General features: G+C 38.1%; 26 protein-coding genes. 7 read left to right on the top strand and 19 right to left on the bottom strand.

The features are described from left to right. Window positions 1-53 precede the first annotated feature (53 nt). The 10 genes from B9T28_RS11340 to acnD form a co-directional block, all read right to left on the bottom strand. Window positions 54-719, bottom strand: coding sequence for an RluA family pseudouridine synthase (locus B9T28_RS11340; protein ID WP_086204098.1), 666 nt, complete (start codon window positions 717-719; stop codon window positions 54-56). A 109-nt stretch (window positions 720-828) separates the two neighbouring features. Then, window positions 829-1,530 (bottom strand): DUF1003 domain-containing protein, encoded by a 702-nt coding sequence (locus B9T28_RS11335; protein WP_086204097.1) that lies wholly within the window; start codon window positions 1,528-1,530, stop codon window positions 829-831. Window positions 1,531-1,585: 55 nt separating this feature from the next. After that, a complete protein-coding gene (locus tag B9T28_RS15205) occupies window positions 1,586-1,678 on the bottom strand; it encodes a DUF6868 family protein (RefSeq protein WP_434057139.1) in 93 nt (30 codons plus the stop codon). Window positions 1,679-1,691: 13 nt separating this feature from the next. Beyond that, entirely contained in the window at window positions 1,692-1,823 is a 132-nt protein-coding gene (locus B9T28_RS15200; protein ID WP_434057138.1) for a hypothetical protein, read from the bottom strand. A 513-nt stretch (window positions 1,824-2,336) separates the two neighbouring features. After that, a complete protein-coding gene (locus tag B9T28_RS11325) occupies window positions 2,337-2,789 on the bottom strand; it encodes a hypothetical protein (RefSeq protein WP_086204096.1) in 453 nt (150 codons plus the stop codon). A gap of 213 nt (window positions 2,790-3,002) precedes the next feature. Beyond that, entirely contained in the window at window positions 3,003-3,713 is a 711-nt protein-coding gene (locus B9T28_RS11320; RefSeq protein ID WP_171263510.1) for a hypothetical protein, read from the bottom strand. A 149-nt stretch (window positions 3,714-3,862) separates the two neighbouring features. Continuing rightward, the gene (locus B9T28_RS11315) at window positions 3,863-4,441 is read right to left on the bottom strand and encodes a DUF4126 domain-containing protein (RefSeq protein ID WP_086204094.1); all 579 of its coding nucleotides are present in this window, start codon (window positions 4,439-4,441) and stop codon (window positions 3,863-3,865) included. 156 nt (window positions 4,442-4,597) lie between these two features. Next, window positions 4,598-4,759, bottom strand: coding sequence for a zinc ribbon-containing protein (locus tag B9T28_RS11310; RefSeq protein WP_281180999.1), 162 nt, complete (start codon window positions 4,757-4,759; stop codon window positions 4,598-4,600). A gap of 91 nt (window positions 4,760-4,850) precedes the next feature. Beyond that, window positions 4,851-6,410 carry a DUF4365 domain-containing protein gene (locus B9T28_RS11305; protein ID WP_086204093.1) on the bottom strand — a complete coding sequence of 520 codons (1,560 nt, stop codon included), beginning with the start codon at window positions 6,408-6,410 and terminating at the stop codon, window positions 4,851-4,853. Window positions 6,411-6,493: 83 nt separating this feature from the next. Continuing rightward, window positions 6,494-9,112 carry a Fe/S-dependent 2-methylisocitrate dehydratase AcnD gene (gene acnD, locus B9T28_RS11300; protein WP_086204092.1) on the bottom strand — a complete coding sequence of 873 codons (2,619 nt, stop codon included), beginning with the start codon at window positions 9,110-9,112 and terminating at the stop codon, window positions 6,494-6,496. A 260-nt stretch (window positions 9,113-9,372) separates the two neighbouring features. Between acnD and ygfZ the strand changes: the two genes are divergently transcribed. Beyond that, a complete protein-coding gene (gene ygfZ / locus B9T28_RS11295) occupies window positions 9,373-10,095 on the top strand; it encodes a CAF17-like 4Fe-4S cluster assembly/insertion protein YgfZ (RefSeq protein WP_086204091.1) in 723 nt (240 codons plus the stop codon). A gap of 11 nt (window positions 10,096-10,106) precedes the next feature. Here ygfZ and B9T28_RS11290 read toward each other — a convergent pair whose 3' ends face one another. Next, window positions 10,107-11,291, bottom strand: a complete 1,185-nt coding sequence (locus tag B9T28_RS11290; protein WP_086204090.1) for a PQQ-dependent sugar dehydrogenase — start codon at window positions 11,289-11,291, stop codon at window positions 10,107-10,109. 140 nt (window positions 11,292-11,431) lie between these two features. Between B9T28_RS11290 and B9T28_RS15055 the strand changes: the two genes are divergently transcribed. Next, window positions 11,432-11,752 carry a low molecular weight protein tyrosine phosphatase family protein gene (locus tag B9T28_RS15055; RefSeq protein WP_086204089.1) on the top strand — a complete coding sequence of 107 codons (321 nt, stop codon included), beginning with the start codon at window positions 11,432-11,434 and terminating at the stop codon, window positions 11,750-11,752. Window positions 11,753-11,780: 28 nt separating this feature from the next. Here the strand turns inward: B9T28_RS15055 and B9T28_RS11280 are convergent, their stop codons facing one another. Next, on the bottom strand, window positions 11,781-12,026 hold the full coding sequence (locus B9T28_RS11280; protein WP_086204088.1) for a hypothetical protein: 246 nt from the start codon (window positions 12,024-12,026) through the stop codon (window positions 11,781-11,783). A 217-nt stretch (window positions 12,027-12,243) separates the two neighbouring features. Here B9T28_RS11280 and B9T28_RS11275 point away from each other — a divergent pair, with 217 nt between their 5' ends. Further along, window positions 12,244-12,951 (top strand): DsbC family protein, encoded by a 708-nt coding sequence (locus tag B9T28_RS11275; RefSeq protein ID WP_086204087.1) that lies wholly within the window; start codon window positions 12,244-12,246, stop codon window positions 12,949-12,951. Window positions 12,952-13,188: 237 nt separating this feature from the next. Continuing rightward, a complete protein-coding gene (locus B9T28_RS11270) occupies window positions 13,189-13,980 on the top strand; it encodes a tetratricopeptide repeat protein (RefSeq protein ID WP_086204086.1) in 792 nt (263 codons plus the stop codon). Window positions 13,981-14,021: 41 nt separating this feature from the next. Here the strand turns inward: B9T28_RS11270 and B9T28_RS11265 are convergent, their stop codons facing one another. The 4 genes from B9T28_RS11265 to B9T28_RS11250 form a co-directional block, all read right to left on the bottom strand. Further along, on the bottom strand, window positions 14,022-14,945 hold the full coding sequence (locus tag B9T28_RS11265; RefSeq protein WP_086204085.1) for an AEC family transporter: 924 nt from the start codon (window positions 14,943-14,945) through the stop codon (window positions 14,022-14,024). A 92-nt stretch (window positions 14,946-15,037) separates the two neighbouring features. Next, window positions 15,038-16,150: an NADH:flavin oxidoreductase/NADH oxidase gene (locus tag B9T28_RS11260; protein WP_086204084.1), complete on the bottom strand. Its 1,113-nt coding sequence runs from the start codon at window positions 16,148-16,150 to the stop codon at window positions 15,038-15,040. Window positions 16,151-16,162: 12 nt separating this feature from the next. Further along, the gene (locus B9T28_RS11255; RefSeq protein WP_086204083.1) at window positions 16,163-18,310 is read right to left on the bottom strand and encodes a TonB-dependent receptor; all 2,148 of its coding nucleotides are present in this window, start codon (window positions 18,308-18,310) and stop codon (window positions 16,163-16,165) included. Window positions 18,311-18,329: 19 nt separating this feature from the next. Beyond that, window positions 18,330-19,601, bottom strand: a complete 1,272-nt coding sequence (locus B9T28_RS11250; protein WP_086204082.1) for a carbohydrate porin — start codon at window positions 19,599-19,601, stop codon at window positions 18,330-18,332. A 426-nt stretch (window positions 19,602-20,027) separates the two neighbouring features. Between B9T28_RS11250 and mutM the strand changes: the two genes are divergently transcribed. After that, the gene (gene mutM / locus B9T28_RS11245) at window positions 20,028-20,888 is read left to right on the top strand and encodes a bifunctional DNA-formamidopyrimidine glycosylase/DNA-(apurinic or apyrimidinic site) lyase (RefSeq protein WP_086204081.1); all 861 of its coding nucleotides are present in this window, start codon (window positions 20,028-20,030) and stop codon (window positions 20,886-20,888) included. Next, window positions 20,885-21,169 carry a peptidylprolyl isomerase gene (locus tag B9T28_RS11240; RefSeq protein WP_086204080.1) on the top strand — a complete coding sequence of 95 codons (285 nt, stop codon included), beginning with the start codon at window positions 20,885-20,887 and terminating at the stop codon, window positions 21,167-21,169. The genes mutM and B9T28_RS11240 overlap by 4 nt, the downstream gene beginning before the upstream one ends. A 19-nt stretch (window positions 21,170-21,188) precedes the next feature. On the opposite strand, the gene B9T28_RS11235 is transcribed toward B9T28_RS11240, so the two are convergent. From B9T28_RS11235 to typA, 3 genes are all read right to left on the bottom strand, one after another. Next, window positions 21,189-21,806, bottom strand: a complete 618-nt coding sequence (locus B9T28_RS11235; RefSeq protein ID WP_143222615.1) for a hypothetical protein — start codon at window positions 21,804-21,806, stop codon at window positions 21,189-21,191. Window positions 21,807-21,903: 97 nt separating this feature from the next. Continuing rightward, a complete protein-coding gene (mscL, locus tag B9T28_RS11230) occupies window positions 21,904-22,332 on the bottom strand; it encodes a large conductance mechanosensitive channel protein MscL (RefSeq protein ID WP_086204078.1) in 429 nt (142 codons plus the stop codon). A 188-nt stretch (window positions 22,333-22,520) separates the two neighbouring features. Beyond that, window positions 22,521-24,356 carry a translational GTPase TypA gene (typA, locus tag B9T28_RS11225; protein WP_086204077.1) on the bottom strand — a complete coding sequence of 612 codons (1,836 nt, stop codon included), beginning with the start codon at window positions 24,354-24,356 and terminating at the stop codon, window positions 22,521-22,523. 173 nt (window positions 24,357-24,529) lie between these two features. Here typA and B9T28_RS11220 point away from each other — a divergent pair, with 173 nt between their 5' ends. Then, window positions 24,530-25,900, top strand: coding sequence for a uracil-xanthine permease family protein (locus B9T28_RS11220; protein WP_086204076.1), 1,371 nt, complete (start codon window positions 24,530-24,532; stop codon window positions 25,898-25,900). Window positions 25,901-25,904 lie beyond the last annotated feature (4 nt).

The following is a 25,904-nucleotide window of genomic DNA, read 5'->3' as shown; positions in this document are numbered from 1 at the left end:
CTATTTTCAATCAATATCGTGAGTATATTAACCTAGCCAACGCGGTTAAGTGATTAAAAAGGTAGATTTCCTTGAATCTCCACATCTAAACCACTCAATGGTTGTTTAAAAGCCAAATAACTCGCATGTAAGGCCATCCGCTTTAATGGCGTTTTTTGATACTCAGGATGATAGAACTGATCGCCCGTAATCGGATGACCAATATATTGCATATGTACCCGTAGCTGATGCGAACGCCCCGTAATAGGAGTCAATAAAACCCGGGTAATATCTTCAAACTCGTTATATGAAAGTGCCTCATATAAAGTTTTAGCTGGCTTACCCAATTCAAAATGTACCATTTGCCGAGGACGATTTTCCCAATCTGTGATCAACGGCACATCCACACTGCCCTCTGCTTGTAATTTGCCTTGCACCAGTGCAATATAATTTTTCCTTACGATGCGTGCTTGGAACATTTTACTGACTGCCACTTCTGCATCACGATGCTTCGCAAACATCAAAATACCAGAAGTCGCCATATCCAAACGATGGGTAATTTTAGCATTTGGATATTGTGCTAAAACTCGATAATAAGCACTATCATGATGTTCAGGCAATCGCCCAGGCACAGACAATAGACCAGCAGGTTTATCGATCACCACCAAGTCATCATCTTCATAAACGATAGACAGTGGTTCTTGTGGTGGCCTATAAATAAAGTTGTCACGAGTAGACATAATTTTTGAAAGTAGTGCTAGAGTTTAGGCACAAAATAATAATGCAACACTGCTGTGTCAACAACATCAAATCAACCATCCTGTTTAGCAATCATCCATTTATTGAGGTTTAATGCTTTTTAGTCATTTCAGATAATAAATCAATTTGGATTTCCTGTATTTGCGCAAGCCGATCCCACTGATTTGATAAAAGGTGATCTAATTTTTCATGTAAATGCCGAATCTCAAGTTCCGCTTTTAAATTAATTTGATAGTCATTCTGAGAGCGTAAGCGATCTTTGGCTTCTTGTCTATTTTGACTCATCATAATGACGGGGGCTTGGATGGCAGCGATGCAAGACAAAATTAAATTTAAAAGAATAAAAGGATAAGGATCAGCAGGATGAGTCACCATGACCACAGTATTGACGACAATCCAGATCACCAAAAAAATAGCAAAACAAATTAAAAATGACCAACTACCGCCAAATGATGCAATTCTATCAGCCAAGCGCTCGCCAAAAGACCACTTTTGCGCGACTTCAATATCGATATCTTTGGTGATCAGGTCGTGGTGTCGTAAGCTCTCCAAAACTTCACAATCTAAGTCGGTCAGCTCACCCTTTTCAGACTTTAATAATGAATGCACATATTGAATTCGGTATTTACTCAGGTCTGTTTGGCAAATATAGCTCGTCGATGACCATTCTGGGAAATCCTGTAAAATTTCTTGGGCAATCACTTCACGAATCGTGCCGCCCACAATAAGTTTTTTTCTCGGGAATTTCTTCTTACATACTATACAAATATGACTTTCGTATTTGCCATCCATAAGTACTCTCTTTACGCGAATTATGATATCAACTTTTTTATTCAGTAATTCGTATTTAAGTTTTTTGAATCAATACAATCGCAATAAATGGCACTAAATTCAACAGTAAAATAGCAATTTTATACATCGCCATCCCTGCATAATGGATGGCATCAAAAGTTTCATCGGATAGATTGAACCACTTGCGATGCAGTTTCCTGAGAAAATCTCAGGGCATAGATAAAAGCAAAAAACCATATAAATAAAATCATATAGTTAATGATTAGTGAGTAAAGTAAAAACTGGCTGAGCATTGAGTAATTCATATTTTTGTCTTTTTTTAAATTTTATTTATTTTAGTCTTAGTTTTATTCCGTTGAAAATTTTTTAGGGTGTGAGGGAAAACATATGTGGTTTACTTCAACAACCATGACTTTGTAAGTCATAACCTTATGCCTATAAACTTGTGATCTATAGCGTCCTAAGCCGAATCGAGACCTTTTGGGTGAGTACACACTAACGTTATACGTTTCGGTGCATGCTACTCTTTTCGATCCCTTTCACACCCTTGAGATATACTTTACCCAAAGCTGCTCGGGATTATTTCCCTAAGAAAAGCTATTTTTTATATTTTTTAGGAAAATTTTTCGTTAAATATTTCAATTAGAGAATTTTTTACTATTTAAGCTGAAATATTGATTTTTAATTGCATAAAAAAGCTATTTATTGGAAATTTTATCTGTATCTCCCATACTTTTAGCTACACTCTTTTTTAAAGTTAAATGAGGCAAAATCTTTGCCCCTTTCATTACCATCATTTTATTGAATTAAGACACTGACTTAAAAGATTTTTTTGAAATGTTTTTATAATTTTTTTCTAAAACCTCAATTCGCCCCTCTAAGAAATCAAGCAGATCCATTCTCACTGTGGTTAAACTCAACTGCTTAAAAGCAATATAATCTTTAGTTTTACGCGTGATTAATCCAAACAAATCTTTCTGGTGATGAATCACTTGTATATCACTCTCAATTTTAAATTCGAGCTGATTGGTTTTTGAATATCCATTCAGCGTCAAACGTAAGGATTGTTTACTGGTTTGATCCGTCACGGTAAAACTGGCATTGGCACCATCTGTTTGTAATTGGCGTATTTGTTGCTGCCGCCACTTAATCCCATCAAATTTAATTAAGACATCAATACCATCCATTTGCCCAAATTGTTCTGCATCATGCTCACTTAAATGATGTGGATAACGTATTTCTAGATTGAATTTTTTCATTATTTTTCTAGCTCATTCCCATATAACCTTTATTCTATTTTATCAGTTACTTTCTTACTTTTCATTTTGTTTTTTCATATAGAAACAACCATTTATCATTTAAAATCAGATGCTTTCATGATTTAAATCACGTTTAAATCTACAAAGTTGAATTCCAACCTGATCTAGCATTTTACAAATAATCATCAAAATTTTCCCAAAGCTTATCCGCTATTAAAATCCAAACAAATCCAATTCATCAAAATCTTTAATTTTAGATAAATATATGGGAGCTAAATTGACTTTACGCCATGTTTCTTTAAATTTTGGATCACCATCAGGATCTTCATTTAAATTTTTTCGAATGACTTTCTTATTCGTTAAAAAATTAATGCTGGTTTCACTGTCGACATATGGCCCATGATTGCTTGAGCTGTCATACCCAATTAAACGTAAGTCCTGATTCTGCAATCTAAAGCTATAATTCCAATAGCCATAACGCCCATGACCATAGTGAACATTGAGTAAACCTTTTTCGACAGAGACCCATAACTCAGGTGCAAAATACACACCTCCTTCTTCATTTTCTGAAGAAAATGCCGACAGATTTTGTGTTAATTTTTTATATGCACCTTTTTCCTTTAATAACACAATCATGCCACGGCGGTTACGGTCAATTTTTCCTCGATATTCATGATTGACCCATTGCGTTGGGTCTGTGCCTTTTACAATGAGAACAAGATCTTTTTGACCGTCTTGATTTAAGTCGCCTTGAATCGCTTCAAATAATACATATTTTGCAGGAATATAGGCTTTGTATTTAATCTTATCTTTTTGCAGTTGAATTTCTTCGGCTGTTGGTTTTGCTGTTTCTGCAAAAGCAACTTGTGAACCAAGCAATGCGACAGAAAGGCTAATGATGACTGTAGTTAATTTAAGTTTCATGGTGTTTAGTAAAATTATCCCAAGTGTTTAAATACAAGGTTAAAGCAAAGAATAAGGCTTTATGATTGATCGTATGTCCAACCGTTTTATTCCGTTCATTTGGAAAAAATCCTGTCATCGCGCTACAACGTAAAGACCTATTTTTCGCTTTAGACGATAGAACTGTTCATGCTTTCTTGTTTCTTACGTCGAACCCAACGCACGCCCCAGACCACCATAATTAAAACCACAATGACCACCAGCACAGGGACAAGCAACGACAAAATAGACAGTAATAATGCGCTGATCCATTCCCCTGTAGAAACAACAGGGTTGGCAATACCCCCTGTGGTTGCGGTTGAAAACCCACGTACGGCAACGGTACTCATTTGTACTGCGCCTGCTGTACCACCACCGATAATGATCGCGGCTGCCCAACTGGCAAACTGTGACATTTCTCCACTACTGACTGCCATGGTGGTCAATGTTCCTGCAATCATGGCGGCAGGTGTCGAGATTGTATCTAAAGCGTTGTCTACCCAAGGAATGTAGTAAGCGGTAATTTCACAGACGGTTGCAACTGCCAGTGCAATACAAACCGATGGCATGGCCAGCCATTCAAAGCCTTTCATGGGTTCAAACCAGCCCATAAGCGATGTAACACTCATGACCAGTAGTGGAACAAAGACACGAAAACCGCAAGCAGCACTTAAGCCAATGCCAATACATAACCCTAATATTGTTTCCATTTGCGTCCTCTTTGGCTGATCTATTCTTTTATTGTTATATGACATGATGATTTATTTTTATTACAACATGCTTAGCACCCAATAAAAAGCCCCATCTGGTGACGGGGCTGTGTCTAAAACAGGATTGACTGTTTTATTAGTTTTGCTTTGGCAAATTTATTTTTTAAATTCAGTGCCATGGCATTTGGTACACGGGGGTAAACGGTCTGTACCAATTTCTAAGTATGTGCGTTTGCCGCACTGAACACAAAAATAGAAGCCTGTTCCGGGTATTGAGCCAGCAGTAACCATTTTTGTTCTCCATGTGTTTTTAGAAATGGTAGAACCAGTATAACTTTTTTATGATGGATGTCTATTGATCATTTCGACAGGTGATGATGGCGTTTGGGCGAAAAATGTATTTTTTACATTACCCCCAATTATAAAAAACATCATATTTATCGATATATTTTGAGCTAATACTCTCAATTGATTTCAAAATATCATTATTCTTGATCAAAGTGTCTAAAGTATAACTAAATGTTTTTTCTATTTTTAAATCAGCTTTATCTATGCTAAATTTATTCTTCGAAATTTCCTCGGGCTTTCCAAATACAGTAACTATTGCTCCTATAATATGACTACCGACCTGACAACAAAGAACAGAAATAGATACTGCTTGCTCAAATTCAAATATATGATTACTACTTAACTCTAAATCAACTCTAAAATCACACTCAACTGTTTTAGTTATTATTGTATGGAATTGTTCAATTTGCTGCTTTTTTACATACAGCTCATTCAAAGAAACATATATATCCTCATAAATTTCAAATTTTTGGCATATTTTTAACACGTTGTTTATTATATCATCAAATATTTCTATATTTCTTTTTACAAATTTAGATTTAAAATTAAAAACTAAAGGTTCTAAATTTTCTATATTTAATTCAACTATTGCAGGTTGATTATTCCTACTAATCAAACTAATCAAACTAATCAAAGCAAGCGCATCTTCCAGCTTTCTAAACTCAAGTCGCTTATCTCCACCTAATGTAAAATTATAATTACTTTTACCTGCATAAGGCTCGAAAGTGATATCAAAAAAATCGCCTATAATTCTGAACTTTGTATATTTTCGATAATCGTAAAAGCTAAATGGAGAATTATAAAAATTTATATCAAAAGTTAAAGATCTTGATAACGTATCTTCTTTAAAACTTATTTTTCCTTTCTTTGGGGGCTGTAATTCTATTTTTAACTTAGCTTCATTCAATTCAAAATTTGGATTTTTCGAAGGAATTCCAAATCTCTCATCAATGTTCACTAAATTTTGCACATCGACTTCATCTGTTAATCCCAAGGATAGGTCTATTAATTGATGGAGTCCTGCATTTTCGCCAGCTATTGAAAATTTCATCTTTCCATAACCATCTTCAAAACCACATTCTTTTAAATATTTATTTTTATCAGTTACGTAATCAGAATAACTTTCTCCAATATGATGAAAAAGAGTATTTTGTAAGCTTTTTCCATCTAAAATGTTAAGTTCATTTTCTTCACCATAATGTAGCGTCATTGTTCTTTTACTTAAGTTTTTATTTTTATCTCCCTGTTCAATTTCTCTAATTTTTTTTAAAATTTTATAAACTAAATCATTATTCATATGAACAAGAAAAACTCTTTGCACTTCATTTTTTCCATCAAACTCTAGGAAGATATAAAAAGAAGGCATTGGTGCTGTTGCCATTCGTCTAAGATTAGAAACAGTAATTGCAAGCTTTCTATCTTTCTTATCAGTTGCTTTCACTTGCACTTTACATTCAAATGCTGGTTTATGTAGTTCCTTTATTGAAATATCTTGAGAAATCGGAAACTCTACATAAAAATCCCAACCTGTTTTATCAATCATTGAGCCATTTGCAATTAATCCAACTTGCGCACACCATGATGCAAAAGCATATTCACTTAATTTTCCTAGATCACGCATATATTTTCAAAAACTAAAATTAAAAAACCCCACTTAACAGTAGGGCCTTTTCACAACAATATCAATTACCTTAGCTTCAAGTCTTAAGCCACATTCCCTTCTAAAAAGTCCTGTGCAAAGCGTTGCAATACACCACCCGCTTCATACACATGCACTTCCTCTTCCGTATCTAGACGACAGGTCACGGCAACTTCAATAATTTCATTTTTACCATCTTCAGTCGCACGCTCAACTACCAAAGTTAAGTCAGAACGTGGCGCAATATTACCAATCACGCTATACAGCTCCGTACCATCCAACTTTAAAGTTTTACGGTCAACGCCTGCTTTAAACTCAAGTGGTAACACGCCCATACCAACCAAGTTGGTACGGTGAATACGCTCAAAACCTTCGGCAACAATCGCTTCTACACCTGCAAGACGCACACCTTTGGCAGCCCAGTCACGACTAGAACCCTGTCCGTAGTCTTTCCCCGCAATAATAATCAACGGTTGCTTACGGTTCATGTAAGTTTCAATCGCTTCCCACATACGCATTACTTCGCCTTCAGGCTCTACACGTGCTTTTGAACCCTGTTTAACTGTACCGTCAGCGCGAACCACCATTTCATTAAACAGTTTCGGGTTAGCAAAAGTTGCACGTTGCGTGGTCAAATGGTCGCCACGGTGCGTTGCATACGAGTTAAAGTCTTCTTCAGGCACACCCATTTTTTTCAGGTATTCACCTGAAGCACTGTCTAAAACAATCGCATTCGAAGGTGATAAATGGTCTGTGGTGATATTGTCACCCAAGATTGCAAGCGGACGCATATTGGCTAAAGTACGCGGTGCAGCCAAAGCCCCTTCCCAATACGGCGGACGACGAATATACGTACTTTGCGGACGCCAGTTATACAATGGGCTTTCAGATTTCGCATTCACGCCCAAATCAAACATTGGAATATAAATCTTTTTAAATTGTTCAGGCTTAACTGCAACTTTCACCAAAGCATCAATTTCTTCATCCGATGGCCAAATGTCTTTGAGGTAAATTGGATTGCCATCTTTATCGTTACCCAATGCATCCGTTTCAATATCAAAACGAATAGTTCCTGCAATCGCATAGGCAACCACTAAAGGAGGCGAAGCTAAGAATGCTTGTTTTGCATAAGGATGGATACGACCATCAAAGTTACGGTTACCTGAAAGTACCGCAGTCGCGTACAAATCACGTTCGATAATTTCTTCTTGGATTTTTGGATCTAACGCGCCAGACATACCATTACAGGTGGTACATGCATACCCGACGATACCAAAGCCCAATTTTTCTAAATCATGCAATACGCCTGCTTCTTCTAAGTACAACGCGGCTGCTTTAGAACCCGGTGCAAAGGATGATTTCACCCAAGGTTTACGCACTAGACCCAACTCATTGGCTTTACGTGCCAATAAACCTGCAGCTACGGTATTACGCGGGTTAGATGTATTGGTACAAGAGGTAATAGCTGCAATAATTACCGCACCATCAGGGATTAAACCTTCTGCTTCTTGCGCACGTGCTGCTTCTAAATTGCCTGCAATACCTTTGGCTTTTAAGTCAGCAGTCGATACACGTGCATGTGGGTTTGATGGCCCTGCAATGTTACGAGTAACCGTTGAAAGATCAAAACGGAGCACACGAGGATATTGCGCTTGCTTCATATCCGATGCCCAAAGACCAATTTCTTTGGCATAAGTTTCAACCAATTTGACTTGATCTGCTTCGCGACCTGTTAGGGTTAAATAATCAATGGTGTTTTGGTCGATATAGAACATGGCAGCCGTTGCGCCATATTCAGGGGTCATGTTGGAAATCGTGGCACGGTCGCCCACCGACATACTGTCTGCACCTTCACCGAAGAATTCGAGGTATGCACCAACCACACGTTCTTTACGCAAAAATTCAGTTAATGCTAAAACGATGTCCGTTGCTGTAATACCTGCTTGACGTTGACCAATAAACTCAACACCAATGATGTCTGGTAGACGCATCCACGATGCACGACCGAGCATGACATTTTCAGCTTCTAAACCACCGACACCAATGGAAATCACACCCAAAGCATCGGTATGTGGGGTATGTGAATCTGTGCCTACACAAGTATCTGGATATGCCACACCACCACGGTTTTGAATCACTGGCGACATTTTTTCTAAGTTAATTTGATGCATGATGCCGTTGCCCGCAGGAATCACATCAACATTTTCAAATGCAGTTTTAGTCCATTCAATAAAATGGAAACGGTCTTCGTTACGGCGGTCTTCAATGGCACGGTTTTTTTCAAAGGCATCTGGGTCGAAACCGCCAAACTCTACAGCCAATGAATGGTCAACAATCAACTGCGTTGGCACTACTGGATTGACTTTCGATGGATCGCCACCCTGCTCTGCAATGGCATCACGCAGACCGGCAAGGTCAACCAATGCAGTTTGACCAAGAATGTCATGGCAGACCACACGTGCAGGATACCAAGGAAAATCATGATCTTGTTTTGAGAAAATTAGTTCTTTCAGTGACTGCTCCAAAATGGCAGGATCACAACGGCGCACTAACTGTTCAGCCAATACTTTTGACGTGTATGGTAGTTTTGCATAAGCGCCTGGCTGAATCTGTTCAACGGCTTCTCGCACATCAAAGTATTCTAGCTGGGTGCCTTGTAGTGGTTTGCGGTGATTATTGTTCATAGCGTTCCTGCCTTTAGTCTTTCATTTTTCTTCATTGTCTTTGCTAGACAATTCATCTTTATCTGATAGGCATACTACACTGTCGAAAACCCATTTCCCAAATCTTTTACATTTCATAAACTTAGATACAAAAACAGGGGTTTTTGAAATATTTAGTAACAAAAAATTTAAATTATTTACACTAATCATGATTTTTTTTGAAAAATAGTGGAGAATCAGGATAATTCTTTAGTATTAGATTTAAAATAAGTGAGTATCTTATGAGCGATTTAGCTTTCTCCTCATTCACTTTAATTGGTGTGGATGCACAAAAATTTCTGCAAGGACAAGTGACATTAAATGCTGAGGCTTTGCCTGAGAATGTTACTCGCTATACCGCCATTTGTAGTTTAAAAGGTCGGATTCAGTTTGGTTTATGGTTAAAAAAACTCAACCCTGAAAGTTTTGAAATTGTCACAACGCAAGATCAAGCTGAAGAATTTTCTAAGCACATTAAAAAGTTTGGTGCATTTTCCAAAATGAAGTTGGAACAGGCTGCACAAGTCTTCCCCACTTTAAATGGTGAAACCACAGATTTTGCGACAGCTGAAACGGATATCAATGCATGGCAAATACAAGCGATTGAAGCCGGTCAGGCATGGATTTCAGCAACGACTGCGGAACTGTTCCAACCACAAGAATTACGTTTGCATCAGCGTGAAGGTGTGCATTACGACAAGGGTTGTTATATCGGTCAGGAAATTATTGCGCGTCTTTGGTTTAAGGCTAAACCAAAAGCATGGTTACATTTGGTGCTTGGCGGTGGTGATGTTCCTGCCCCTGCAACGCAACTAAGCAATAGTGTACAAGTCGTGAATAGTATTGCGTTAGATGATACCTATAAAGCGTTGGTTGTAGCTAAACCTGACGCACTTGCAGAACTCAGTTTAACAGTTTTAGCATTGCCTGAAAGTTTAAATGGCGATGTGGCTCGTCCGCAGTAAGGCTATAAATGTTAGGAAGAATCTTTCTTCCTAACATAATAAATTACACCTTCCCGATCATCTGAAAAATAAAAAGAATTTGCATCAATACGGTAAATATCTGCAGGTCGCCCGTACACCATTTTACCCACTAAAAACCCATCCATAAATGTCTGTAGTTTTTGGCCTTTACGCATAATGGCAATTTTATAACCATGACCAATCTTTTCATCAGTTGAACCATGCAAAGCCACTAAAAAAGAATTTTTAATCGTGTCATCTGTACTGCTTTGATCAAAATAGTCGAAACCTAACGCAGACGAATGCGAGGGGAAATAAGCATAAGGAGATGGTACATTTTTACAACCTGAGGGACGTTTGAATTTTGGATCTACCAAAACTTTACCCTTCGATGAATAGCACGATGGCCAACCATAATTTGCATCTCGTTTAAGCGCATAAAAAGTTTCATCCGGTTGATTATGACCCAAATGGTCTACACCTTGATTGGTTGCAAATAAAAAAGTACCTACCCATTTCAAACCGACTGCATTGCGCAAGCCTGTTGCGTAAATCTTTTGTCCCGAGCCATCAGGATTCATCTCTAAGACTGTCGCTCGAACTTTTTCTTTCTCGATGCAAGCATTGCAACTTGAACCGATGGACACATAAATTTTCCCGTTTCCACCAACGGCAATCGTCCGCGTTAAATGCCAACCACCATATTTATAACTTAAACCGTAATCAGGAAATGTCGCTAAAACCTCGGCCTTACTCGTTGGTTTAATTTCGCCTTGGGTAAATTTTCGTCGGGTGAGTTGATTCGTTTCAGCAATATATAACCAATCTTGTCCTTGAGGGTCCGTATAAAATTGCACTGAATTGGGATTATTCAAACCCGTCAGATAAGGGATTATTTTGCCGAATTGACCCGTTTCAGCACTCCATTTATCCAAAATATAAATGATGCCTTTTTCATTATCAGATAAATCGTGCATATCCGTGACGAACATTCTGCCATCGGGCGCTTTAGCGAAAAAACGAACTCGTTTCAGGCCTTCAGCCGCAGGAATGATGTCGTACTTGGATGGAAGATTTAATGAAAAATGCTTTCCATTTTTCAAATTAATTGGATGCGGAACAAGATGTGGCTGCCCTGCTAAACTTGCCATAGCACAGACTAAACTTATAAATAAGATCGACAGTATTTTTATCATTTTTAGATCCGTTCCGACTCTTCTTACGAAAACAGCTTTTTTTATGATATATAACTTAAATGAAAAGTACATCGTCAAATACTTTGGGTTAACTATATTTAAAGATAGCAATCAGCAATAATCACTTTAAGGAATCCCCCATTAATTATCTATTTATCTGTAGTCGTAACCAATGGCGCAGTCCAACGGCAGAACGCATTTTTGCTGTTGGCTTTGGCATACACACACGTTCAGCTGGAACCAGCAAACAGGCGAAACATCAAGTTTCAGCCAAAGATATTCTTTGGGCAGATCTCATTGTAGTGATGGAGTACAAGCATAAACAAACTTTGCAGGAAAAGTTTTCCAAGCAACTAAAACATAAGCGCATTATTGTGCTAGATATTCCTGACGATTATCATTATATGGATGAAGAACTCATTGAAATTCTGAAACTTTCAATGAGCACACATTTAGCTTAATACTTTTAAAAACAGTAAATTATGTCTATTAAAAATCGTGAAATAATTTATTCATGTCTTTTACGACATATGGCTTAAAGCTGTAGTCGCGCGCATGTTTCGCATCCATTTTTGCTGTATGACCATCTTTTTCAAAAATATAGACACGATCATCTTTACTCACCAAAAACTCACCACCTAATTTCATCAGTAAGGCATCTATCTTATCTTCATCAGCAATATTTTCATCAAGATTAATCTTGTCATACGCTCTTTTAATACCTTTGATGAACATGGCTCTACTCACTCATTTATACAAAAGTGATTTAAACAAATATTACGAAGAAAACAAAGGCTATTTCACTAAAACATCCAACTATAACCTTACTGCATATTCAATTGAACAATCTTACGAGATAGAAAGAAAAAATTTAAAACTTCGTTACTCGATAAATATATATTTTTAAGTCAACTCGCTACAAAATAACACTCATGATTCTTCGAGTTTGAATATGAAAACTTACTTCACCGCCCTTTGCCTAAGTTTATTGGCTTTTACCACAGCGCATGCAGATATAAAAACCGTCGAGCAAAACCTAAAAAATAATTTTCCTGAAATTCCTGTAAAATCGGTTACGCAATCTCCAGTAAAAGATATTTATGAAGTCTATATGGGCGGACGAATTGTTTATACCAATGATGATGCCAAGTATTTTTTTGTTGGAAACTTGATTGATCTAAAAGCTCAAAAAAACATTACCGAAGAGCGCGAACAAGTATTAACCCGTATTGATGTCAAAAAATTACCACTCAACCAAGCGATTAAACAAGTGAAAGGTAATGGCAAACGCACTATTTATTTGTTCAGTGATCCAGACTGTCCTTATTGTCAAAAATTAGAACACGAGCTACTCAAAGTTGAAAATGTCACCATTTATCTATTTTTATACCCAATTAGCAGCTTACATCCAAATGCAGGTCAAATTGCTGAACAAATTTGGTGTTCAAAAGATCAATATCAAGCTTGGCAAGATTATCTGTTAAATAAAAAGCTGCCTCAAAAAACGGCGACCTGTACAACACCCATAGATAAAAATATTCAACTTGCCAAAACCTTGGGCGTTGATGGTACGCCTACATTTTTCTTGAAAGATGGAAGTCGAATTTCAGGTGCGCGCCCTTCTAATGAAATTGAATTATTACTCAAAGCGATTCAATAATTTTAGTTAAAGATGAATTTCGCATAACCATTTATCCGTAGTATTTGAATCATGATGTAATTAAAAATGTCTTAATTTATACGCTTTACCCATAAAAATAGACATAATTACATCATCTTATACAATTCAGATATTTACATTCAAGAAATTCAAATTATGATAAATCTCATCATAAGAACATATTCTCATTCTACATAAATGGAATTATGTTGAAGTTTAATAAGGTAATCACACACTATGAAAAAGATTCTAGCCGCAACTCTTCTTGCTCTTTCTTGTTCCACAGTTTTTGCAGCAGATGTTCCAAAACCATCTATTGACCCAGCTTTTACCAAAGTTCAAGAACTGATTAAAGCTAAAAATTATACTGAAGCCTATCAAGAACTCGATAAAATAGGCAAGACAGGCAATGCACAAGCTTTATATAATTTAGGCTTTTTAACCCAAATGGGTCAAGGCACACCTAAAGATGATAAAAAGGCACTGAAGTATTATCAAGAATCGGCGAGTAAAGGTTATTCTGTCGCAAATTATATTTTAGCTCAAAGCTATGCCACAGGTTCATTGGGCTTAGCAAAAGATGATAAAAAAGCCCGTGAATATCTAGAAAAAGCCTCGGCTCAAGGTTTTGAAGATGCCTCAGTCGAACTTGCCGTTTTATTATTTTCAGAAAACAAACCCGAGTCAGATAAAAAAGGCTTACAAAAACTGGAGCCTTTAATCAAAAAAGGAAATTTCCAAGCCATTCATGCTAAAGCTTTATATGATATTACCGCGGGTTATAAAACCAAAAATGAAGCTTCAATTAAACAAGGTTTAAATGCAATTCAAGAATTAGCGAAGAAAGGCTACATTCCTGCATTAATGGCTGTTGCCAATATGATGACCAACGGTAATATTGTGGAACAAAACTTAACTGAAGCGAAAAACATCTATACAGCTTTAGCCAAAGACAATGTTCCTCGTGCCAAAGAATCTTTAGAGCTTGTGAATAAATTGATTGCTGAAAAAGCAAAAGCACCCACTTAAAATAGATTCATCTCATGTTTAAATACTCTCTTCGGAGAGTATTACCACCACATGGTAATTAATATACTAATAACAATAAAACCCACCATCGTGCTTAATAATAATGGTGTAAGTGCTTTTTCATTTAAGCCATAGACTTGCCCAAAAATCCCGAAGATAGATGGCATAGGTAAAGCGGCAATGATTGTCCCTGCATATAACATTTCTTGGCTCACATGAGTAAATGTCGATAAACCCAAAAAAACACAGATCGGCATTAAGATATTTTTAGACAAGACTAAATATAACGTTTGCAGATTAATATATTGAATACTCAAGCCAACAATCCCACCACCAATTGCAAATAATGCCAAAGGCGATGCAGTTTTCCCCAATAACGCCAAGACTTGAGTTAATTGCTCGGGTAAATGAATTTGAAAAATGGCACAGTTTATTCCAAATACTACAGCCAAAAACAACGGATTTTTAAGCAGTGTTCTCATGGTATTTTTTAGTATTTCAGCGACATTTAAATTCCTTTGTAAGCCCAATTCAGCCAAGACTAAAACGGCAGGAACAACCAAAACACTTTCAACAATCAAAACCAATGAAATATAAATTGTGGCCTGATTTCCCATTAATAACGTTAATACTGCAGTTCCAATCAACCCCGTATTGGACATTGATGCGCCCATGGATAAAACCGAAGCTTGCGTGAATGTATTTTTAAATAATTTTAATGCGAGAATAAATGCCAACGTAAATAACGCAATGGTTATGCCTGCATAAACCAAGAAATATGCGGGATACCAAATTTCATGTAAATCCTTGGAAGCTAAAGCGTAAAAAATTAAAGCAGGCAACGCAATTTTAATAATAAAAGCACTTAAAGCATGAATTTGTTCTTTGCTGATTAAATCAATTTTGACACTGAAATACCCTAAAAATAACAACATAAAAATGGGTAAAATGACCGCAAATACCATGCTTAATATCCTTTCATTTTGGCAAAATGAATTTATAGAAATACATCCTAAAGAGTATTTCTATAAAACTTAAATACTTTAAATGAATAGTATTATGTATAGGCTTTAAAAAGTGCTTTTAAGCCATGTGGTTGACAACGTAGATATTGTGGAGCTATAGCAATGGTTTCACCGAGTTGAGCTGCAGCATGCCATGGCCAACGTGGGTCATATAATATCGCTCGGGCTAGACCAATTGCATCCGCTTCACCCTCTTGAAGAATATTTTCCGCTTGTTCTGCCTCGGTAATTAAACCCACAGTTATCACTGGAATTTTCACATTTTCTTTAATCACTTTAGCAAATGGAACTTGATAATTAGCACCAATTTTAATGTCTTGTTGAACATGTAAGCCACCTGATGAGACATGAACATAAGCTGCGCCCAATTGTTCTAAAGCTTTTGCTAACCCTACACTCGATTCAAGATTCCATCCCTCAGCGTGATCCATCCAATCTGTTGCAGAAATTCGAATCCCAATAGGATAGTTTTCAGGGACAGCGTGTTGAATGGCCTGAAAAACCTCTAATGTTAAACGAATCCGATTTTCAAAATTACCCCCATATTCATCCTTACGCCGATTAGACAAAGGCGACATAAATTGATGAAGTAAATAACCATGCGCCGCATGTAACTCAATCAAGTCAAATCCTGCTGCAACAGCGCGTATAGCGGCCTGAGCAAAATCTTGAATAATGACTTTAATTTCATCACCACTTAATGCATGTGGAGGATGATCTGTGGAATTAAAACCAATGTCACTGGCAGAAACAGTCTGCCAACCTTGAGGACTCTCTGGTGGAAGTTGACCACGTCCATCCCATGGTTTATCGGTTGATGCTTTCCGCCCTGCATGTGCCAACTGAATAGCAAATGGCATTGGAGAAAGTGTTTTTACTTTTTTAAGTAATGCCGTGATCTGATCACGCTGCGTATTATTCCAAAGACCTAAATCGGCGTAGCTAATTCGGCCCTCAGCTTGAACCGCGGTAGCTTCTACAATACATAGGCCAGCCCCTGACAAAGCATAATTGGCCCATTGTTGCTCATGCCAATATGTAATTTCACCTTGCTCAGTTGCAGAATACTGGCACATCGGTGCAATAATAATTTTATTGTCGAGCGTTAAATGCCCCAACTGAATCGGTTTAAACAATAAAGACACATCAATTCCCTCTTAAAAAGCTTTCATAACGCTTAAACCCGCATTCCAATTCATGCCATCAGCAGGTTCAAAAAAGCGACCATTACCATCATTAACAATGACAGAACCCACATATTTTTTATCAAACAAATTATCGACACGGGCAAAGGTACGTATTTTCCAGTCCGTATTTTTCCATACATAACCCATATTGGCACTGGTCACGCTATAACTCGGTGCTGTATCTGAGTTAACATCATCGACATAAATTTTGTCCGTATAACGCACATCGACCCCTGCATTGAAGCCGATTTCTGGCCGCCATCCCAAAGCAAAATATGCCTGATTTCTGGCGACTCCAGGAATGTAATTTCCATCTGCCACCCGAGCTGCGATGACTTTACCGTGACTATCAGTAATTTCAGGAACCTCCGCATCAAATTTTGCATCTAAATAGCTATAACTCGCCTGTGCATTTAGATCTCGCCATATATTCTTATTCCAAGAAAGCTCTACGCCTTGACGCAATGTTTTATCGGCATTCCGAAACGTTGCACGACCATCGAGGGTTCCAGCTGAAACAATATCATTTTGAGTTTTTGACTGGAAAACTGCTGCGGTAAAATCACCCAATTGATTTTGTGATTTCAGTCCAATTTCATAGTTATCACTGCTTGCTGGCTTTAAACTAAAATTCATCCCGTCATTCTTCGAATATGCCATTTCCGTAAAAGTTGGCGTTTCAAAACCTTGTGCATAGCTGATATAGGAGGTGAGTTCAGGCGTAATTTCCCAAGTTAAAGCAGCAGAAGGTAAAAGCTTGCTATAGTCCGTTTTACCACTATCATCCCCATTATTCCTCACTACATAATGATCTTTTGATTGGTAATGGACATTGCTATAACGCAAACCAGTGTCTATATGCCAAGTCGGTAAAAATTGCCAAGAGGCTTGCAAATAAGGATCTAAATTCCATAAGGTATTCGTCTCATCACGGCGTAATTTACCTTTCACACCATAATGTGGCTTATTATTCTCTAAAATAAAATTTTCATAACCTTGACGATCCTCATCCATCGCATCAAAGGCTAACCCAATACTAAAACGTGTATTCGGCAATAAGTCTTTGCCTGTCCAACGTAAATCAGTCCCATAATAATCACGAGAAAAATCAATTACACCACCCGCATGACGAGGATTCGCTTGTGCAGTACTTGGAATCGATTGATATTGTGTCACGGCTCGCTGCCCTGCATATGCCATGGCATATAATTCATTCTTATCATCAATCGGTTTCGTCCATGTCAGACCTGTCTGCGTCTGTTGAATTTCTTTGCGGACATCATAAATATTTTTTGCATCATTTACTTGCTTGGGATTGGCTTGCCATTGGTCTCGGGTTAAGCCTTGTGGATCATCAGCATTAATATCCACATGATTAACCACCCAATTTACTTTGGAACCATCCTCCAAGTTCCATGTCAATTTGGCATTACTTAAGACTTTTCGCGCTGCACTATGCTCACGATAACCATCAGTATCGAAGTAAGATGAGCTAATCACATAACTCGGCTCATTGGACTTTTCTGCACCACCTTGCAGGAGAATATTGGCACGACCTTTATGATGACTGCCACCAGCATAACCTAACTCGACCGAGTCACGCCCTTGCCCTTCTTTGGTTGTGGTTAAAATAGTTCCGCCAGAAGAATTGCCATACAGCGAAGAAAATGGTCCACCTAATACTTCAATATGATCCAAACTACTTAAATCAATATTCGAAGTTTGTCCCTGCCCATCGGGCATTGTGGCAGGAATACCATCGACATATAAACGAATACCACGCACACCAAAGGTTGATCGTGCGCCAAAGCCACGCATTGAAATTTGCAAATCTTGTGCATAATTTTCGCGATTATTCAGTTGCAAACCCGGCACGCCAATGAGGGTTTCAGAGAGATTAACCCCCATATTATTTTGATGGTTGTCTTGTTCAACTCGATAGACCGAGGCCGGCGTTTTAAGCCAATCACTATCCGTTCGTGTCGCGGCAATGATAATCGTTGGAAGTTGCTGAACAGCGGTTGTCATCTCTGTATCAGCATACATATTTTGATTAATACACGCTGTTAAGCAAAGTAATGATGGTTTAAATAACTTAAAACGTCTGGTACTTTGCATAAGCATGTTCCTATTTTTTTTAAAAGATAACTTTAGACCCAAAACCAATGACCAATGCATTGTCCACTTTATCTGTCGCACCAGGATGCACCACATACTGTACTAAAGGACGAAGCATCAACCATTTAGCAGGATAATATGAATAATTTAATTCAATATTATACTCAGCACTTTTATTCAAGATGGCTTTTGTATCGCGGTAACGATCATTCAGATGCACACGGTTGACGGCTAAACCTAAAATATCATTGGGCTGTGAATCAAATACCCCAATATATTTCAAACCCAATTGCTGTGACTGATCCACGGCTGTGGTGGTACGATCATGAAAAGTAAAATTACCAAAACTATGTAAACCACGACGACCTGTCCCTACTGACGTTAATTGTTGTTCAAAAGCGATCCAGCCACCATAGGTACGATCTTCAGCAACAGTCCCTGCTTTATAGGCAATATCATATTGATTCTTTGCCTCATCTGCGGTGTTATATAACACACCAAAACGATAGCTGCCGGGTAATGCATTTACGGCTTGTTTTGGCGACCACACCACTTCTGCTGGAATATTGACACCATCAGCATGACGAGTATCTAAATTCCAACCATGACGCTCTAATACATTTTCAGGGTTGTATTCATAGATGCCCACTTGTGCAAAAAGTTCAGGATTCATTTGATATTTGACACGCCCTCCCCATTGCGAAACAGGTGTGTTGTACCAAATTTTGCCTTGCCATTTCCCCATCTGTGCAGCACAAAATGCATTACTCTGGAAATCACATGCCATCGTATCAAAGTCAGTACCCAGTCCTAAACGACCCACTTTGACATTCACACCTTGCTCTGCAAAATTTTTCTCAATCGATAACTCACTTAAACGGCTACCCGAATTACCACGGCCCCAATTTGCTTGGGAATTGGCCCATTGTGGTGCTGTAGGATTTTGAATGCCATTTACGGTCGTACTTTGACCTTGACGTGCAGTAATTACGGCACGAATCGTTGTCCCTTGCCATCCAGCAAGTTTATTCATATCAAGCGTTGTTCCTAACCAGAATTGACTCGCAAAGGTTGCAGCTTGATGAGCATCATAACCACCATCGACTAAATAAGAACTATCCAGCGCAATATTGGCATCGAATTTCATTCCCTGCTCAGCCAGCATAGTGCGCGTGCCATTCCAATCCCCTGTCATGGTTGTCCCATTAGAATCAAATGCATTTTGAGCATGTGTTTGTGACATTAATGCTGTGATTAATATGGCCAATACCGAAAGCACATTTTTTTTCATAAGAAACCTTATATTCTGGGAAAATTTTCAAATCAATCGCCATTTAAGAACATCAAAATATTTGCTTTATAGTTGAAATATCTTTCTTTTAAATAACAATAAGCATTGTATTTATTCAGTTTGTAACCGTTTAAATACAACAAATTAATGAGAAAATTACATATTTTTTTAATTTTCACTATCAGCTTATTTTTATGAATACACAAACCAAAAGTTATACATTAACTTTATTATTAATAACAATTATTTATATAAAAACAGAATGAAATTTTCCGCAAATTTGCAGCGACTCTAAAGACTAAGTTTTTACTGACAAAATCTAGCCACACTTTGCTGAATGCCAAATGTTGATCCTACAACTTTATAGACGAGTCGATCTTGATTACAATAAGCTATATCGCTTGAAGCATGCCTGTTGAGAACTCAATGCCTGAATTACCCGAAGTAGAAACCACCAAAACCAGTCTATTACCTTTAATTGGTCAAAAGGTGGTTTCAGTTCAAGTACGTGAATCTAGACTGCGCTGGGCAATTCCTGAAGATATGACTAGATTGGAAGGACAAAAATTAATTCAACTCACACGACGTTCTAAATATATTCTGGCAGAATTTGAACACGATACGATGCTTTGGCATTTAGGCATGTCGGGTAGTTTTAGATTATGTGAATCAGATACCGAACTACGTAAACATGATCATGTAATGATTCAATTTGAAGATATACAACTCCGTTATCATGATCCACGTCGCTTTGGCTGTATTTTATGGTTAGATCAACACAGTCAAAGTAAACTGATTGATACGCTAGGACCTGAGCCGTTGAGTGACTCGTTTAATGCTGCATATTTAGCTGATAAACTCAAATCGAAAAATGTCGGCATCAAAGTTGCGATCATGGATAATCACGTGATGGTGGGTGTTGGCAATATTTATGCGACAGAAAGTTTGTTTCATTTGGGCATTCATCCTGCTCAACCCGCTTCTAGTTTGAGCATGCATCAAATTGAAAAATTAGTATCCGAAATTAAACGTATTCTAAAACAAGCCATTGATCTAGGTGGTTCAACCCTACGTGACTATAGTAATGCGATGGGTGAGAATGGCTATTTTCAACAAACCTTACTCGCCTATGGCCGTACAGGTGAAATGTGTGTCAATTGCGAAACGACGTTAGAAAATCTAAAACTCGGTCAACGCGCTAGTGTTTTCTGTCCACAATGCCAACCCCTAAAACCCAGTCAAATCACAGTAAAAGCTTCAAAATCTGTTCAAGGTAAAAACCAATGAAAACGGCTATCGTGCGTCATATTCTCGTTAAAGATAAAGATTTAGCAGAACAACTGAAAAAGAAAATCCTGTCCGGTGCAGATTTTGCAAAAATTGCCAAACAACATTCAACCTGCCCATCTTCAAAAAAAGGCGGTGAACTAGGTGAAATCAAAAAAGGGCAACTGGTTACACCTATTGATAAAGCCGTCTTTACTTTAAAAGAAAATGAATTACATGGTCCAATCAAAAGCCAATTTGGTTGGCATTTATTAGAAATTAAATTTCGAATGGACTTCTAATTCAGTTCTCACTCATTATTTAATACTGCGCCTCCGTAGCGGGTTGATTTTTTAAATTTTGAACAATAGCTGCATAGCGATAAATATAGTCGCGGAAGTTTTCTGACCGTGTCGTAAAGTAGAAAATCATATTCCCACTCATCACGACTGTTGCTGGTACTTTACCATTACAAAATCCACCGCCAGAATGTACTGCATCATCTAATATTTTAAATTTTGCAGTCGTTTCTGCAATGCTTGGAAACTCAAATGTGAGTAACAAAAAATCTGGGAAGTCATTACCCTTTTCACCAACACCGATCTTACTTTTGGCCGTGTATGTACTCACGCCCTCACCTTTAACATCAATAATCATATTATTTTGACAATCATGTATCGACCATGAATTTCCACTGTCCCTTTCATTAAATTCAAACTGGTCTTTGATTAATTGTGTCTGTAAGGCAACCAAAGCTGCATCATTTCCTGCCAAAGCTTGTGTTGTAATGGTTTCGTATTTTGTTTGCTCATTGGGCATCTCTCCAAACGTTAACTGTTTTTTTTCTAATGGTGCATTTTTATTTTCAGTTTTCTGCGGCTCAGAACATGCCAACACGCCCATCACCATGCAAAGTACAATCATGTTTCTGTGCATCATAGTTGCCTCTTTATATTTTTATACCATTTAAGCATCATCCTACACATAAAAAACGGCACTCAAAAGTACCGTTTTAAAATAGAACAGATCGATCTTATTATTGTGGGCGACGTTTCAATTCATCACGAATTTCACGAAGTAATGCAACATCTTCAGGCGTTGCAGCGGCAGCCGCTTCTTGAGGTTTACGTAAACGATTAATTCCTTTGACCATCAAGAACACAACCCATGCCAAAATAAGGAAGTTCAGGAAAACTGTCAAAAAGTTACCATAGGTCAGTACATTAACCCCTGCTTTTTGTAATGCATCTAAGGACTGTAAGTTATTCGGATTACTCCCTAGTACAATAAATTTTTGCGTAAAATCTACACCACCGCCCGTGATAATAGAAATCAAAGGCATAATAATATCTTTAACCAACGAATCGATAATTTTACTAAAAGCACCACCGATGATGACACCAATCGCTAAATCCATCATATTGCCTTTAATGGCAAATTCTTTAAATTCTTGAACAATACTCATATCAACCTCCAGAATTTTTGCTTATCTATTTTTTATAACAACCTATACATTAGTTATGCATATGTATTTCCACCTAATTTACTCGGTTTTTCAAACTTTCCAATAGATTGTAGTCATTTTTATACAAAAAAGCCGCAACCCTGATCAACAGCGTTGCGGCTTTTTAAATAAACGTGGCGAATTACAAATTATTTACCACGGTTACGTTTACGTTCGTTTTCAGTCAACCAACGTTTACGGATACGAATAGATTTAGGTGTTACTTCAACTAATTCATCATCTTCAACAAACTCAAGTGCTTGTTCAAGCGTGAAACGAATTGCAGGCGTTAACGTCAACGCTTCATCTGTACCAGATGCACGCATGTTGGTTAACTGTTTCGCTTTAGTTGGGTTAACAGTCATGTCGTCAGAACGTGAGTTCATACCAACAATCATACCTTCATAAACTTCTAACTGTGGTTCAGCAAATAGACGACCACGGTCTTGCAATGTGAACAATGCAAACGCTAAGCAAGTACCGTTCACCATTGAAACAAGTACACCGTTTTGACGCTTCGCTACAGTACCCGCTTTCGCTTTACCATAATGAGAGAAGCTTGAAGTCATAATACCAGTACCAGAAGTAATGGTTAAGAATTCAGAACGGAAACCGATTAAGCCACGTGAAGGAACAGTTGCTTCAATACGGATACGGCCTTTGCCGTCAAGTTCCATATTGGTCATTTCGCCTTTACGGAAGCCCATTTGCTCCATGATTGAACCTTGATGTTGTTCTTCAACGTCAAAAGTTACATTTTCAAATGGTTCTTGAATTTCGCCATCAATTTCTTTCATGATTACTTCTGGACGAGATACACCCATTTCGAAGCCTTCACGACGCATGTTCTCAATAAGAACAGACAAATGAAGCTCACCACGACCAGATACTTTGAAACGGTCTGGAGAATCAGTATCTTCAACACGTAATGCTACGTTATGAATTAATTCGCGGTCTAGACGTTCACGAATATTACGTGAAGTTACGAATTTACCTTCGCGACCAGCAAACGGCGAGTTGTTGACTTGGAATGTCATCGAAACTGTAGGTTCATCTACAGACAATGGTGGCATTGCTTCAACATTTTTCGGATCACAAATCGTGTCAGAAATATGAAGTGCATCAAGACCAGTAATACATACGATATCACCAGCAGAAGCATCTTCAACATCTACACGGTCAAGACCATGGTAACCCATGATTTTTAAGATACGGCCGTTACGTGTTTTGCCGTCTTTATCAATTACAGTTACTTGTGTATTTGTTTTCACAGAACCGCGTTGAATACGGCCAATACCGATTACACCTACGAAACTATTATAGTCAAGAGATGAAATTTGCATTTGGAATGGACCATCAACGTCAACCTGAGGTGGTTCAACGATGTCAACGATGGTTTCAAACAATGGCGTCATATCTGGAGCAAGTTCGTCAACAGCACGACCAGCAATACCGTTTAAGCCTGAAGCATAAACCACTGGGAAGTCTAACTGTTCATCAGTTGCACCAAGGTTGTCGAACAAATCAAATACTTGATCCATTACCCAATCCGGACGTGCGCCTGGACGGTCAACTTTATTTAATACAACAATTGGTTTCAAACCACGAGCAAACGCTTTAGACGTTACGAAGCGAGTTTGCGGCATTGGACCGTCTTGTGAGTCAACAAGAAGAAGTACACAGTCAACCATAGACATTACACGTTCAACTTCACCACCGAAGTCAGCATGTCCTGGGGTGTCGACGATATTAATGCGGTATTCAGTATTAGTACGTTTATCTAACCACTTGATTGCAGTGTTTTTTGCAAGGATGGTAATACCACGCTCAGACTCTAGCGCATTAGAATCCATGACACGCTCGATCTCACCCGCGCGATCACCGAGAGCACCTGACTGTTGCAAAAGTTTGTCGACCAAAGTCGTTTTACCATGATCGACGTGCGCAATAATGGCAATGTTACGGAGAGTTTTAATATCTGACATGTAAATTCGATACGCTTTAAATTTGAGGGCAAATTATACAGAAAAATACTCACTTTTAGTAGTGACAGTTTATGGACAGTTACAAGTTTTTTTAATGAATTGTGTCTTTTTATTTTGTAAAGGTGTGTAACTCGACTAGAATAGCGCCAAATTCCTGCTGCACCAACACTCTCATGTCTGATTTAAATAGCTCTCCCGACCAACAAGGTCAGATAGATCTTGTCTATGGTTTGAACGATCGCCCTAAACCGCTTATCGCTTTTTTTGCTGCATTACAGCATTTACTTGCCATTATTGTCCCAATTGTTACTCCAGGTTTACTGATCTGTTTGGCATTAGGTGTATCAAAACAAGATACCAATATGATTTTGTCGATGTCATTAGTGATCTCAGGTGTGGCAACTTTCTTACAATGTAAAAAAGTTGGACCTTTTGGCGCAGGCTTACTGATCGTTCAGGGCACAAGTTTTAACTTTATCGGCCCCATGATTGGTATTGGTTCAGCCATGGTTGCTTCAGGTGTCCCCGTTAATGATGTCATGGCTGCAATTTTTGGTGTGGTGATTGCTGGTTCATTTATTGAAATGGGCGTATCACGTATTTTACCATTGGTTAAAAAACTGATTACCCCTTTAGTGACTGGTATTGTGGTGCTATTGATTGGCTTAACCTTAATTAAGGAAGGCTTAATCAGTATGGGTGGTGGTTATCAAGCCATGTCTAATCAGACTTTTGCAAGCACAGATAATTTAATTATGTCTTGCACAGTATTAGCAATCATCATTTTATTAAATCGTGTTCGTATTGTTTGGGTAAAAAGTTCAGCCATTCTTATTGCACTGGTGATTGGTTATATTGTTGCTGGATTCATGGGTTATTTAGATTTTTCAGGCCTTAAAGAAGCACCATTAATTCAACTTCCAACTCCAATGCATTTTGGTCTTAGCTTCGATTGGGGCTTATTTATCCCTATGGCATTTATTTATCTCGTCACTTCTTTGGAAGCGATTGGTGATGTCACTGCAACCTCAAAAATATCGAATCAGCCTGTAGATGGACCAGTATGGATGGAACGTATTAAAGGTGGCGTCTTGGTCAATGGTGCCAACTCATTCCTTGCTGGTATTTTCAACACTTTCCCAAGTTCAGTTTTTGCACAAAATAATGGCGTCATTCAACTGACTGGCGTAGCAAGCCGTTATGTCGGCATTTGGATTGCCATATTACTGGTGATCCTTGGACTCTTCCCTGCCGTAGCAGGTATTATTCAAGCCGTACCACAAGCCGTATTGGGCGGTGCTGTGATGGTAATGTTTGGTGCTGTTGCAGCTTCAGGCATCAATATCCTTTCAGGTGTTCAGCTTGATCGTCGTGCATTACTCATTATTGCTATTTCCCTAGGTCTAGGCCTAGGTGTTGCACAAGTACCGCAAATTTTAGAACATCTACCTGAATTAGTTAGAAATATTTTCAGCTCAGGTGTGGCTACTGGTGGTATTGCAGCACTAATTTTAAATATTGTGTTGCCTGCAAACAAAAAATAATGAA

It is taken from the genome of Acinetobacter silvestris (assembly GCF_002135235.1).
Lineage (GTDB): Bacteria > Pseudomonadota > Gammaproteobacteria > Pseudomonadales > Moraxellaceae > Acinetobacter > Acinetobacter silvestris.
This window is presented reverse-complemented; position numbering and strand designations above follow the sequence as displayed.